Source organism: Methylovorus mays (assembly GCF_020531915.1).
Classification (GTDB): Bacteria; Pseudomonadota; Gammaproteobacteria; order Burkholderiales; family Methylophilaceae; genus Methylovorus; species Methylovorus mays.
The window spans coordinates 881,141-893,677 of sequence record NZ_JAJAVG010000004.1 but is presented as its reverse complement, the minus strand read 5'-3'; the positions used below and the strand labels follow the sequence as shown (position 1 = coordinate 893,677).

General features: G+C 57.7%; 14 protein-coding genes. 6 read left to right on the top strand and 8 right to left on the bottom strand.

Annotation, left to right across the window (positions count from 1 at the left end; genetic code table 11):
* Positions 1-1,327, top strand: a 1,327-nt coding sequence (locus tag LG203_RS06540; RefSeq protein ID WP_230345015.1) for a T6SS phospholipase effector Tle1-like catalytic domain-containing protein, incomplete at its 5' end; no start/stop codon positions are given.
* 3 nt (positions 1,328-1,330) lie between these two features.
* Here LG203_RS06540 and tadA read toward each other — a convergent pair.
* The 6 genes from tadA to LG203_RS06510 form a co-directional block, all read right to left on the bottom strand.
* A complete protein-coding gene (gene tadA, locus LG203_RS06535) occupies positions 1,331-1,864 on the bottom strand; it encodes a tRNA adenosine(34) deaminase TadA (RefSeq protein WP_230345014.1) in 534 nt (177 codons plus the stop codon).
* Positions 1,865-1,924: 60 nt separating this feature from the next.
* Positions 1,925-3,886, bottom strand: coding sequence for a transglutaminase TgpA family protein (locus LG203_RS06530; RefSeq protein WP_230345013.1), 1,962 nt, complete (start codon positions 3,884-3,886; stop codon positions 1,925-1,927).
* Entirely contained in the window at positions 3,883-4,860 is a 978-nt protein-coding gene (locus tag LG203_RS06525) for a DUF58 domain-containing protein (protein ID WP_230345012.1), read from the bottom strand. The genes LG203_RS06530 and LG203_RS06525 overlap by 4 nt, the downstream gene beginning before the upstream one ends.
* A 19-nt stretch (positions 4,861-4,879) precedes the next feature.
* The gene (locus tag LG203_RS06520; protein ID WP_230345011.1) at positions 4,880-5,800 is read right to left on the bottom strand and encodes an AAA family ATPase; all 921 of its coding nucleotides are present in this window, start codon (positions 5,798-5,800) and stop codon (positions 4,880-4,882) included.
* A gap of 4 nt (positions 5,801-5,804) precedes the next feature.
* Positions 5,805-6,287 carry a phosphate-starvation-inducible PsiE family protein gene (locus LG203_RS06515; RefSeq protein ID WP_230345010.1) on the bottom strand — a complete coding sequence of 161 codons (483 nt, stop codon included), beginning with the start codon at positions 6,285-6,287 and terminating at the stop codon, positions 5,805-5,807.
* 112 nt (positions 6,288-6,399) lie between these two features.
* Positions 6,400-7,302 (bottom strand): LysR family transcriptional regulator, encoded by a 903-nt coding sequence (locus tag LG203_RS06510; RefSeq protein WP_230345009.1) that lies wholly within the window; start codon positions 7,300-7,302, stop codon positions 6,400-6,402.
* A 246-nt stretch (positions 7,303-7,548) separates the two neighbouring features.
* Here LG203_RS06510 and LG203_RS06505 point away from each other — a divergent pair, with 246 nt between their 5' ends.
* The 5 genes from LG203_RS06505 to LG203_RS06485 all read left to right on the top strand — a co-directional run bounded on the left by LG203_RS06505 (position 7,549) and on the right by LG203_RS06485 (position 11,038).
* On the top strand, positions 7,549-8,118 hold the full coding sequence (locus tag LG203_RS06505; protein WP_230345008.1) for a flavodoxin family protein: 570 nt from the start codon (positions 7,549-7,551) through the stop codon (positions 8,116-8,118).
* A 31-nt stretch (positions 8,119-8,149) separates the two neighbouring features.
* Entirely contained in the window at positions 8,150-8,725 is a 576-nt protein-coding gene (locus LG203_RS06500; protein ID WP_230345007.1) for a YceI family protein, read from the top strand.
* 70 nt (positions 8,726-8,795) lie between these two features.
* Positions 8,796-9,872, top strand: coding sequence for an alkene reductase (locus tag LG203_RS06495; protein ID WP_230345006.1), 1,077 nt, complete (start codon positions 8,796-8,798; stop codon positions 9,870-9,872).
* 60 nt (positions 9,873-9,932) lie between these two features.
* Positions 9,933-10,532, top strand: coding sequence for a nitroreductase family protein (locus LG203_RS06490; RefSeq protein ID WP_230345005.1), 600 nt, complete (start codon positions 9,933-9,935; stop codon positions 10,530-10,532).
* Between the two features lie 116 nt (positions 10,533-10,648).
* Positions 10,649-11,038 (top strand): thioredoxin family protein, encoded by a 390-nt coding sequence (locus LG203_RS06485; RefSeq protein WP_013441814.1) that lies wholly within the window; start codon positions 10,649-10,651, stop codon positions 11,036-11,038.
* A gap of 94 nt (positions 11,039-11,132) precedes the next feature.
* Here the strand turns inward: LG203_RS06485 and LG203_RS06480 are convergent, their stop codons facing one another.
* Positions 11,133-11,465: a hypothetical protein gene (locus LG203_RS06480; protein ID WP_230345004.1), complete on the bottom strand. Its 333-nt coding sequence runs from the start codon at positions 11,463-11,465 to the stop codon at positions 11,133-11,135.
* Positions 11,466-11,492: 27 nt separating this feature from the next.
* Entirely contained in the window at positions 11,493-12,527 is a 1,035-nt protein-coding gene (locus LG203_RS06475) for a peptidoglycan DD-metalloendopeptidase family protein (RefSeq protein WP_230345003.1), read from the bottom strand.
* Positions 12,528-12,537 lie beyond the last annotated feature (10 nt).

The following is a 12,537-nucleotide window of genomic DNA, read 5'->3' as shown; positions in this document are numbered from 1 at the left end:
CGATACGCATAACAAAGATGAGTTTATCAATACGGGGGCCATGTTCGGTGACAAGGGCGAACACCGTATTTTGTGGGCGATGATACAACTGCTGAATGCCCCGCAACGCTATGTAAAGCGGGGGAATTTTCCGTTACTTCCCGATTCTGAAGCCAAAGTCTGGTGTGATAAATTGGCACCGATTAGCGTACCCTCGGCCATGCGCGTTACCCAGTTCAAACGGTGGCAATTCGAGCTCCAGAACACCCTGTATGCCTATAAACCGAAGATCACCACGCTGAATGTATCAGTGTTTGGCTTCAGCCGGGGCGCTGCCGAGGCGCGCGTGTTTGTGAACTGGCTGATGGAGGTGTGTGAACGCACGGCGCATGGCTGGCTGTTCGCCGGGATACCGCTCAATGTGCAGTTCCTTGGGCTGTTTGACACGGTAGCCTCGGTAGGCGTGGCGGATACGATGGGGGGTGGCACGCTGGAAGGCCACATGAGCTGGGCGGATAACGCCTTGCAGATACACCCAGCCGTGAGGCGTTGCGTGCACATGGTGGCGGCGCACGAGGTAAGAGCCTCCTTCCCGCTGGATTCAGCGCGGGTACATGGTCGGTACCCCGGTAACGTGCAGGAGATCATGTACCCTGGAGCGCACTCGGATGTGGGCGGCGGCTATGCCCTGGGGGCTATCGGGGTATACCCGCGCATGGGGGATAACCTGAGTGTATTTGCCGGGCAGGACATGTACCATGCAGCGCGGATTGCAGGGGTGCCACTTGTTCCTTGGCAGAAGCTTCCTGACTTTGTATCGTCCGCCTTGTTACCTTCGAAAGAGCTCATCCGCGCCTACAACGGTTATCTGAATGCTTGTGGGGTGGGTGCCGGGCCGGTGGATGAAATGCATCGCCAGCACATGGGGCTTTACCACAGCTACCGTTATAAATGGCGCAATGAGTTCACCACCCGCAAGATGGCATATCGGCATGCACGCACGGCAGCCGAGCAGCAGGGCTTGCTCAAGGTGCAAAACCGATTTTTGCAGGCAATGGCCTTTGGTGTGACACCTCCTGACAAGACTGGCATTTCGCCTGTTGCTGCAGCCCAGCTTTTTGAGCGAAAGCACATTGAGCTTGGCCTTCAAATGACAGCTGAGGGCAAGCAGCGTATGGAAGTTGCGCGGTATATTCAGCCTGAACGGGTAACGCCTGAAATCGACTTCTTGTTTGACTGGTTCGTGCACGACTCCATGGCAGGCGCTTTGGGAGAGGGGCTGGATGAGTTTAAGTACAACATTATGGGTGCAGCCAGATTCAGGCGGATTTTCAAGGGAAATGATTGAGCTTTATTGGGATTCGGCGGTATCCGGCTTGCTGGATAGCGCTTTTTTGCTGGCACGGCGGGCCGAGAAAAAGCGGCTCAGCATGCTGCCGCATTCTTCGGCCAGAATGCCGCTTTCCACTTCGGTATGGTGGTTGAGCCTGGGTTCTGCCATCAGGTCGATCACGCTGCCGCAGCTGCCGGTCTTGGGGTCGCGGGCGCCGTATACCAGCCGCGCAATGCGGGCATGCTGGATGGCGCCGCTGCACATGGCGCAGGGTTCCAGCGTGACATACAGCGTGCAGCCTACCAGTCTGTAGTTGCCAATGGCGGCGGCGGCCTCGCGCATGGCCTGGATTTCTGCGTGCGCAGTGGGGTCGTGGCGGCCTATGGGGGCATTCATGCCGCGCCCGATGATAGCCCCATCCAGCACGACGAGCGCACCGACAGGGACTTCACCAGCGTCAGCGGCGGCTTGCGCCAGTTGCAGTGCCTGTTGCATGAAGGCCTGGTCGATGGCGAGCTGTTCGTCTGGGGTGAGAGGTGTTGGCGGCGTCATGAGTAAATGGTTTGCTAATGAGTGAGTTATAACTGTTATAGACTTGTAAGTTGTTAATACTTATAGATTCCTGATCTGGCGCTTGAGCATTTGCAGCGAGGCCGCAGAGGGCCGGCCGTAACGCAATTGCAGATAAAGCGCCGTGATCGCCGCGATCTTCGCTGCCTGCATGGGCAACTGCTGTTGGGCCCGGCGGCTGAAATCCTGTGCGCCTTCCTCGGGCGCTTGCTGCAAGCCTGCGCGCGCCATTTTTCGCAGAAATCTGGTATACACCTGTTGCAGCGGGTCGCGCGTTGTTTTGTCTCGCAGCAGTACCCAGCTAATCAGGCCTAGCGCCAGTGCCGTCACCGCGATAAACAGCGCCGTGAGTAGCGACAATGGAAAAGACGCGCCAAAAATCCGGGATAGCAACTCAGCCTGTTTTTGCTGATTGTAACCCAGCACCCACTGGTTCCAACCGTTGTTGATGGCATCCCAGTTGAGGTAGAGCTTGCGCAGCATGGGGTAATCGCGCCGTGCCAGCAGCGGCAGGCTGGCAGTTTCGCTAATGGCGCTGGCGATGCCCGCTTCGATACGCGATGGCGATACGGCGGCCGTGGGGTCTACCCGCACCCAGCCGCGATGGGGCAGCCAGACTTCGGTCCAGGCATGGGCGTCAGATTGGCGCACGATCATGTACTCGCCCACCGGATTCAACTCACCGCCCTGATAACCCGTGACCACCCGTGCTGGTATCCCCGCGGCCCGCATCAGAAAGGCAAAGCTCCCGGCATAGTGCTCACAGAACCCGCGGCGCGAGTTGAACAGAAAGTCGTCGATACTATTTGCGCCCAATGGCGGCGGGGTCAGCGTGTAATAGAAGTCCTGTTGGCGAAATATGCGCAAGGCCGCCTCTACAATGGCCTGATGGTCTGGCAGTTGCGCACGCCATTGTTCGGCCAGGGTGCGCGCCTTGGGGTTGCCCTGCTGCGGCAACTGCAGCAGGTAGCGTTCTGCCACAGGCGATAACTGATCCGCCAGCGTGTACTCGAGATGCGATACGCCTTCATAGCGTATGCGGGTGCGTACCGGTTCCCGCGCCAGAATCTGAAGATCCGGGCTCGCCAGGGCGCCTTCGGGCAATTGCGATGGCATGTCCAGTACCAGCATCCATGGCTGGTTGTGCGGTTCCAGCGTCACGCTATAGCGGACAGGTTCTCCACGCACCGAGAGCGATTCCCTTGGCAGATAAGCAGCGCGAGCATCGGCACGCCATTCCCGGCCATCAAAATAACCAAACACAGGCCCGCGCCAGTAAAGCTGGCTGGGCATGGGTGGCGCTCCGGCAAAGCTGACCCGAAACGCCGTGGCACCAGACAGGCTGAGTTCGCTGATATCGCCCGGGCGCATGCGGTCAGAAAGACCGGTCATGCTTTTGTAGCTATCTTTGGGTACGCCCCACAACGGCCCCGGCAGGCGCGGGAATAGCACAAACAACACCAGCATCAGCGGAATGGCCTGCCCCAGCAGGGTGAGCGCAAGGCGTAACTGCAGGCCTTGGTCAGAGGCCGCCTGCGGCTTCTGCAGGCCGATCAGGGCAGCTGTCAGGCCCGTCACCGGGATCAACATGCCAGCCGCGACCAGCATGGATTGACCGAACAGGAAGGCGTTGACGGTGAGGAAATAGGCAATGAAGATTACCAGCATGAAATCGCGGCTGGTACGGGACTCCAGCAGCTTCAGCCCTAGCATGAGCGTGAGCAGGGCGACGCTGGCATCGCGCCCGAACAGCCCATCGAAGCTGGCGACGATGCCGGCAATACCGAGCAATGTTAGCGGCAGCAACACTGGCATGCGCGGCAGCGACCAGCTGCGTGACTCAATCAGCCAGCGCCAGCCGAAGATGAGGGCCATCAGGCCATTGATCCACAGCGGCAAATGCGCGATGTGCAAGCCCCATACCGCCAGCAGGGAAAGCAGCAGCCAGATCACATCATGGCGCTGCGGCGTGAAGTTGCGCAAGGCGTGGCGGGTGACGCTCATGTGGGCAATTCCATCAGCGCCAGGGCTTGCAGGCAGCGATGGTAATGTGCTTCACCGCGATCTGCCGCCAGCGTGAGCTGCGGCAAACGCAAGCCATAGCGGCCGCCACCCTGATGCGCTTCCATCACCCAGCGTACCAGCTGGCAGATGCGTTCTTCGCCATCCGTCCCTTTGGTTTCATGCCAGTCCAGCCAGGCGCTGGAAACGGGCTCCCCCTGAAAATGCTTGCTGTACATGCCTTGCTCGCGAGAAGAGGCCTTCCAGTCGATGCGGCGTGGCGAGTCGCCCGGACGATAATGGCGCAGTCCGGCAAAATCCTGATCCCCCAGCAGACTGTCCCGGCTGCCTTTGCCTGCCTGATCCGTGCTGGTGGCATGACTGCTGCCAGATGCTGCCGGGCGCGGGTAAACCAGTACCCGGCAATCCGTGTCGGCATACGACCATGCCTGCAACAGGCCCAGCGGAAATACCGTAAACAGGGTCAGGCGCCCGGGCTCGCTCCAGCCGCGCCGGGTGGTGGGGTAAATCAGCGTGATCGTACCGGATTGCCTGGGGGGGACGTCGGTGCTCTGCGGCTGCAGGCAGCTTTCGCAAGAGGCATAAATGGCATGGCGCATGCGGCCGGAGGATTCCTTGAGCCGGACTTCCAGCGCGGCATCTTTGCCGGCAAAGACCGGGCTGGCCTGACAGTGGCTGACTTCAAGCCAGGCGAGATTGCGCCAGGTATGCAGCATGCAGACGATGCCCAGTGCAGCCAAAAGAAAGGTCAGTACAAAGCCCAGGCTCAGGCTGTAATTGATGCTGCCCAGCAGCATGGCAATGATGATGGTGCCGTAAATGGCGCCAGCGCGAGTAGGCAGGATGTAAATATGGCGCGTGGTGAGAACGGGGCCGCGGCGGGCATCCGCGCGTGCAGTGCGTAGCCAGCGTGTCCAGTTCAGGGAATGTTTTATAAAAGCGGTGGGGCGGCTCACAGGCGTTGGGCTGGCCGCGCTAGGGGATGGCGACCGCGTTCAACAAATGCAGCCCGCTATCCGCATGCGACTCCATGCCGACGGCCCATTGCAGGCGGTGGCCTGCTACTCCGGGAAGCACGGCCTGGATGTCTTCCGGAATGACAAAGTCGCGGTTGTGCATCAGTGCCCAGGCTTGCGCGCATTGTCGCAAAGCGAGTCCGGCGCGTGGCGATAGCCCGGCGGTGTAATCCACCGCTTGCCGGCTGTATTGCAGCAGGGCTTGCAGGTAATCGAGCAGGGCATCTGAAAGGTGCACGTGGTCTACTTCGGCCTGCAAGGCCATCAACTCGACCGCACTGATGCAGGCTTCGACTTCGCCAACATGGGCCCGGCCACCATTGTTTTGGAGCAAGGCGCGCTCGGATTGCGGATCAGGGTAGCCCAGCCGGATGCGCATCAGGAAGCGATCCAGTTGCGATTCCGGCAGGGGGAACGTCCCGATATGGTGGGTGGGGTTTTGTGTGGCGATCACGAAAAAGGGCGTTGGCAACGGGCGCGTTTCGCCTTCCAGGGTGACCTGGCCTTCTTCCATGACTTCCAGCAGCGCGCTCTGGGTTTTGGGTGTGGCCCGGTTGATCTCGTCGGCCAGCAGCACGTGAGTGAAGACCGGGCCGGGGTGAAACGTGAAGGCGCCGATATTGCGGTCATACACTGAGATGCCCAGCACATCGCCAGGCAACAGGTCGCTGGTGAATTGCACGCGGTTGAACTGCAAGCCCAGCACCTGCGCCAAGGTATGCGAAAGGGTGGTCTTGCCCATGCCGGGCAAGTCTTCGATCAGCAGATGTCCGCGCGCCAGAATGCACGCCAGCGCCAGCTTGATCTGCTGCTCCTTGCCCAGAATGATGCTGGAAGTGGCATGGATGATCTGGGCGGCAACAGGGTGCAGGCTGGACATAGGCTTAGTTGGTTTTGCCGAATTTGTTGGACCAGCGCACCAGCACATACATGATGCCCAGCATCAGGCCCGCGCCAACCCACAGGGCGACATCGGAAGGGATCAGCGAGCCATCTTCTACTGGCATGACGATCAGCTTGCGCAGGACCACGATCATGGCAACTTCGATAAAGGCTTCCACTTCCAGCTGGCTGCCACGCAGGTAACGGATCTCCGCGGTAATCAGCGCCGAGATGGACCACAGCAGCATGAGGGTGCCGAGGGCATGCAAAAAGCCATGTACCAGATTGTGGGCGGAGGCCGCATCGCGAACGTCTACATAAAACAGCCAGGTAAACATCAGCACAGCCACGGCCAGTGCCAGCCCGATAATGATGTGGGCAAAGCCATTGAGCCATACCATGGCTTTGACGGCATAGCGGTTAACGGCATACAGCTCGCGTGGAATATGCACTTTGTCGAATTGTTCTGGTTTTTCTCTGATCATGATGGCAACTCTTGATGGATGTTGGTGAGTGAAATGGCCTTCCCCCGGCCATGCCCTTGGTGTTGTGCGCTCTCTGATAGGAGGCACTATGGACACACCATGGATTTTGGCACTAGATCAGCAGTTCATCCAGTGCTAGTTTGGAAAATTCGCGAATCAACCAGGCCTGGGCTTTGCCACCATCGCTGCGCCAGGCAAGGAAACACGGAACTTCTGGTTTGGGTTCGGCTACCTGTTTGATCACCAGCGTGCCATTGGCAACGTGTCTGGCGGCCATGGAGCGGGGCAGGTAACCCACCCCCAGGCCGCGTTGCTGGGCCAGAAGTTTGGATGCCATGTCGGATACCGTCAGCACATCCTGCCCCTGCAGAATGCCGGAGGTGCGCGGAGCCAGGTCACGCGAGCTATCGGCGGCCGAGATGGAGCGGTATTGCTGGATATCCTGGTTTTGCAAGGGTTCGGGCAGCGCGGCCAGTGGATGATGCGGGGCTACCACGTAGTCAAACTCCACCGTGCCCATGGTGTGGGTAATGTAACCGCCGCCCGGCGGACCATCGCCCGGCGCACCTATGGAAATGTCGGCACGCCCGGTGACCAGGGCATCCCAGCTGCCACCATACACCTCGCGCATCAGCCGGATGCGCGTACCAAAGCCTTGCGCATAAAACTTTTCCAGCACCTGATAGACCGGCGCGACGGTAAACAGATCGCTCAAGGCAATGCCGAGTTCGGTCTCTACGCCGGTGGCCACGCGCTTGACGCGGGATTCGATCTCCTGCGCCGCCTGCAATAGGCGTCTGCCTTCACGCAGCAGCTCGGCGCCTGCTTCTGTCAGCTCCGCCCGATGGCCTTTGCGATCAAAAATGGCAATGCCAAGATCACTTTCCAGCTTGCGAACTGTGTAGGTGATGGCCGATGGCACGCGAAACAGCGATTCTGCGGCCGCCGCGAAGCTGCCCTTGCGCGCGATGGCATCCAGCACTTCCAGTGCATCCATGGTGAGAGAGGTGTTCATATTTTTTGAATGAGATATGCAAAATTATTTGCTAATGTCGGCTTTGCCTTAGGTTTAATATGCTTAAAGTCATTCAATATAATTGAATCAATCATTCATGATCAAGCGGAGAACGTCGTACGGAAAAATGGCAGGCACCGTAGCAGAGGTGCTTCTGTTTGATCTGCCTGCCCATCACATTTCCGCAACGCAGTCGTTCTAAGGTCTTTTCTGTCTATCTCACTTAACGCATCAGGAGCATACCCTATGGCAACAATTGCAATCGTGTATCACAGTGGCTACGGCCACACCGCCGCACAAGCTCAGGCCGTTGCACGCGGTGCAGGCAAATCCGCCGGTACGCAAGTTCACTTGCTGACCAGCGAAGAGGCTCAGCAGCAATGGGAACTTTTGGCAGGGGCCGATGCCATTATCTTCGGCAGTCCGACTTACATGGGCTCGGTGTCGGCCAAGTTCAAGGAGTTCATGGAAGCGAGCTCCAAGATCTGGTACGAGCGTGGCTGGCAAGACAAGCTTGCCGCTGGCTTTACGACGTCTGCCAGCCAGAGCGGCGACAAGCTGGATAGTCTGATCCAGCTGTCCGTGTTTGCCGCTCAGCATGGCATGCTCTGGGTCAGTCTGGGGCTGTTGCCCGGCAATAATCATAGTCAGGGCTCAGTAAACGATTTAAATCGACTGGGCAGTTTTCTGGGCGCAATGGCACAAGCCAATAGCGACCAGGGTGCCGATGTGGCGCCTATACAAAGTGATCTGCTGACTGCCGAACATCTGGGTGAACGCGTAGCCGAGCTTGCCAAGCGTTTGCAGACTTCTTAATTTATAGCTCTATTTTTTCATGGGGATTTCAATGAAACACATCATCGCCTCTCTGGCGCTCGTAAGCTTTGCTGGCGTTGCATCTGCCGCTGTCGATACCTACAACATCGATACCGCACACAGCTTTGCCAACTTCAAGATTCGCCACGTGGTTTCCAAGACTGCAGGTAGCTTCAATGACATCAAGGGTGTGATCAAGCTGGACCCGGACAATCTGGCGAATTCCAGTGTTGACGCCCGCATCAACGTATTAAGCATTAGCACCGGCCTGGCCAAGCGCGATGAGCATATCCAGAAGCCTGAGTATCTGGATGCTGGCGCCTTCAGTGAGATCCAGTTTGTCAGCACCAAGATCGAAGCCAAAAGCAAAACTCAGGGTGTGATTACCGGTAAATTTACGCTGCATGGCGTGACCAAGGAAATTTCCTTCCCATTCCAGGTGCTGGGTTATGGCAATGACCCATGGGGTGGCCAGCGTACCGGGATCGAAGCCTACGCGGTGATCAAGGCTTCTGATTATGGTTACACCTGGGGCCAGAAGGTCGGCTCCCCGGTAGGTGACGATATTGAAGTCAATCTGCTGATTGAAGCAGTGAAGCAAAAGTAGGGTAATTCCTGATCCTCAACTTTGGCGTGCTTGCACGCCATTTGTATTTAAAACGTAAAGGAATATCACAATGACGGATCTATTCAGCCCGGTAAGCCTGGGTTCCATCCAACTCAAAAACCGCATGGTCATGGCGCCATTGACCCGTAACCGTGCCGGCACCGGCAATGTGCCGACCGACCTCAATGCGCTCTATTACCAGCAGCGTGCCAGTGCTGGATTGATCATCACCGAAGCCACGCCTATTTCCGCCATGGCCCATGGGTATCCAGCAACGCCTGGCATCCATACCCCGGCGCAGGTAGAAGGCTGGAAAAAAGTCGTGCAGGCCGTGCATGCCCAAGGCGGCAAGATCGTTCTGCAACTCTGGCATGTAGGCCGCATCTCGCATCCTTCCTTGCTGCCGGACAATGCCTTGCCCGTGGCCCCCTCTGCCATCAAGCCTGCCGGGCAGGCCTTTACCTATCAGGGACTGCAGGATTTCGTCACGCCGCGAGCACTGGAGCTGGCCGAGTTGCCCGGCATCGTGGCTGATTACGCCGCCGCCACCAAACATGCGCTGGAAGCGGGTTTTGACGGTGTGGAAGTGCATGCCGCCAATGGGTATCTGCTGGATCAGTTCCTGCGCGATGGCAGCAACAAGCGCACGGACCAATACGGTGGCAGCCTGGAAAATCGCAGCCGTCTGTTGCTGGAAGTGGTGAACGCGGTGGTCGCCGTGGCGGGGGCAGACAAGGTGGGCGTGCGTATTTCGCCACTCAATCCGTTCAACGACATGGCGGATTCCAATCCTCAGGCACTGTTCAATCATGTGGCCGACGTATTGAGCCCGCTGGGGCTTGCCTATCTGCATGCCGTAGAAGGTGGCATGGGCGGGGGCGAGGTAGCGCCATTTGATTTCAATGAATTGCGCAAACACTTCAAGGGCCCATACATCGCCAATCTGGCTTATGACAAAGCAAAGGGCAACGCAGCGATTGCCAGCGGACATGCCGATGCTATTGCCTATGGCGTGCCTTTTCTGGCCAATCCGGATCTGGTGGAACGCTTCCGCCAGAATGCGCCATTGAATGCGCCGGATCAGGCCAGCTTCTACGGTGGCACGGAAAAGGGCTACACTGATTACCCGACACTGCAGCAAGCATAATCTATCGCTTTCAGCCCTGATCTGATCAGGGCTGATTTTCATCAGAACTAAGGAGTACACATGAAAAAGCCAGCTACCACGCAAGTCCCTGTTGCTGACATTATCGCCAACCGTTGGAGTGGGCGCGCGTATGACGCAGCCAAAGCCATTAGCCGCCAGCAGATCATCAGTTTGCTGGAAGCCGCGCGCTGGGCACCATCCTGCTTTGGTGACCAGCCATGGCGTTTTATTGTCTGGGATCGCAACCATGATGCCGGCGCCTGGCAGCAAGCCTTCGAGTGTCTGGTTGAAGGCAATCAGTCCTGGGTGCGCAATGCGCCGGTGCTGTTGCTGGTGACCGCCAATACGCTATTTGATCACAATGGCAAGGAAAACCGCTGGGGCAGCTATGATGCGGGCGCCGCCGCTGAAAACCTGTGCCTGCAGGCGGAAGAACTGGGCCTGATGGCGCACCAGATGGGCGGGTTTGACACGAAAAAGACGCGGGAAGTCTTCGCTATCCCTGAGCAATTTCAATTGATGGCCATGATTTCGGTGGGCTATGCCGCAGATGTCTCCACGCTTTCCGGTGACATTCTGGAACGGGAAACGGCTCCGCGTGCGCGCAAAGCCTTGGGCGATATCTTTTTTGATGGGGCCTGGGCCAAGCCAGTAGCATAAGCCGGACTTGATTCTGTCGCAGGCTGGATATCGATTCGGGGCGCCTTTGGGTGCCCAGAACGCTTTTTCATCTGCTAGAATCGCAGCCTATTTACTATAAAAGCAGGGGTCGGATCATGGCAGTGGTAACCTTAAATCGCAGTAACTTCAAAGACACAATCGTCAACAATGCCATCGTCATTGTCGACTTCTGGGCGCCATGGTGTGAGCCTTGCGTGAACTTTACCGACGTATTCACCGCGGCTTCCGAGAAAAATCCTGACATCGTGTTTGGCATGGTGGATACGGATGATCAGCCCGAGATTGCCGAATACTTCGAAGTGAAAAAAGTACCTGGCATTCTGGTGATTCGCGAGCAGGCAGGCATTCATGCGCAAATTGGCGAGATCGGTGCACCCGCGCTGGACAAGCTGATTGAATGGACGCGCGATTTTGATATGACGCAGGTACGTGCTTATCTGGCGGAAGAAGACGCCCGCCTGGCAAAAGAAGCTGCCGCCAAGTAATTCCCGGATACTACATCCATCTGGATCGGGTACAGCATGTCTTGAGCATGTGCTGCACCCGACGCCATCCCAATAGCGGCGTTCGCCGCCATGCTCATAAACTTCCGGTTGTCATCAGGCGATACAGAAAGTAGGCGCCTATGCCCATCATGATGTACATGGGCAGATCGCCACGTGTTGAGGATTTGCCATCCGTGGCCGTGCCGAGCCAGCGGTTGAACAGATAGAGCGCCAGCAGTGCCAGCGGGATGGAGAATATCCCGAGTGGGGAATCCAGCATTTTTGTGAATAATTGCTTCAGCAGGCCGTTGTCACGAAAAATCTCCACCGCCAGGCCGACGATACCGAGCAGCATGATGCCGATTTTGGCTACTGCCAACAGAGTGCTTTTCAATGAATCCGGTTTTTCGGGCTGGCTGGTTTTCATGATGCAGACACTCCCATGAGATCGCGGTTACGGATTGCTGCCGGGCAGGTATTTGGCGGGGTCGACCGATTTGCCTTGCTGGCGTATTTCAAAGTGCAGCTTGACCTTATCGGTATCGCTATTGCCCATCTCGGCAATTTTCTGGCCGCGGCTCACCTGCTGGCCTTCCTTCACCAGAATCTGATTATTGTGTGCATAAACCGAGAGATAGGTCTTGTTGTGTTTGATAATGACCAGCTTGCCATAGCCACGCAGGTCTGAGCCGCTGTAGATCACCTTGCCAGGTGCGGCTGCCACTACGGGCTGCCCCTGCGAGCCTGCAATATCAATGCCTTTGCCACTGCCTGTGTCGCTGAAGGTGCCGATGACCTTACCGTTGGTGGGCCATATCCATTCCAGGGATTCGTCGTTGCCAGCAGCGGCAGTATCCGTTTTGGCGGCGGTATCGGCAGGCTTCGCGTCGGCGGGTTTGGTCTCGGGTGCCTTTGCTGTGTCGCTTGGTGCGGCGGCGGGCACTGGCGTCACCGCTGGTTTGACCGGCGCCACCTGCATGGCTTGCTCGCTGTATGGCACACGCAATGCCTTGGGCTCGCTCAGCACCGGAATGCCAGTGGCCGGGCTGGTGGCGGAGGCGGGAGCGCTACTGTCGCTGCCCAAGGGACGGATCACGACATTGCCATCGCCACTGCCCAGGGGCGCTGTTACCACCCCCGTTGTCGTATCGGTCGATTCCTTGCTGTCCAGCGACTTCAGCTGTAGCTGCTGGCCGATGCGAATGATGTAAGGGGGCGGGATGTTATTGGCCTGTGCGATTTCCTTGTAGTCATAGCCGTATTCCAGGCCAATGCTGAACAGGGTATCGCCTTTTTTTACGGTGTAGCGATCAGGGCGCCAGTCTTTGCCGGGCTGGCTGGCAGCAGCAGAGCTGGAAGATTTTACGGTGGGTGCCTTGCTGGTCGGAGGCATGCGGTCTATGACAGGTGCTGGCTCATGGGTGGCGCAGGCTGCCAGCACGAGTGCGGATGCAGCCGTCAGATAGCGAAAAACAGGTTGTATACTCAAATGATGGTTT

Excerpts from the sequence above, each read along its gene's own strand:
- LG203_RS06530 (WP_230345013.1), bottom strand. The coding sequence starts at position 3,886 with ATGAGCGTCACCCGCCACGCCTTGCGCAACTTCACGCCGCAGCGCCAT.
- LG203_RS06500 (WP_230345007.1), top strand. The coding sequence starts at position 8,150 with ATGAAACACATCATCGCCTCTCTGGCGCTCGTAAGCTTTGCTGGCGTT.
- LG203_RS06505 (WP_230345008.1), top strand. The coding sequence starts at position 7,549 with ATGGCAACAATTGCAATCGTGTATCACAGTGGCTACGGCCACACCGCC.
- LG203_RS06490 (WP_230345005.1), top strand. The coding sequence starts at position 9,933 with ATGAAAAAGCCAGCTACCACGCAAGTCCCTGTTGCTGACATTATCGCC.
- LG203_RS06510 (WP_230345009.1), bottom strand. The coding sequence starts at position 7,302 with ATGAACACCTCTCTCACCATGGATGCACTGGAAGTGCTGGATGCCATC.
- LG203_RS06480 (WP_230345004.1), bottom strand. The coding sequence starts at position 11,465 with ATGAAAACCAGCCAGCCCGAAAAACCGGATTCATTGAAAAGCACTCTG.
- LG203_RS06515 (WP_230345010.1), bottom strand. The coding sequence starts at position 6,287 with ATGATCAGAGAAAAACCAGAACAATTCGACAAAGTGCATATTCCACGC.
- LG203_RS06495 (WP_230345006.1), top strand. The coding sequence starts at position 8,796 with ATGACGGATCTATTCAGCCCGGTAAGCCTGGGTTCCATCCAACTCAAA.
- LG203_RS06520 (WP_230345011.1), bottom strand. The coding sequence starts at position 5,800 with ATGTCCAGCCTGCACCCTGTTGCCGCCCAGATCATCCATGCCACTTCC.
- tadA (WP_230345014.1), bottom strand. The coding sequence starts at position 1,864 with ATGACGCCGCCAACACCTCTCACCCCAGACGAACAGCTCGCCATCGAC.
- LG203_RS06485 (WP_013441814.1), top strand. The coding sequence starts at position 10,649 with ATGGCAGTGGTAACCTTAAATCGCAGTAACTTCAAAGACACAATCGTC.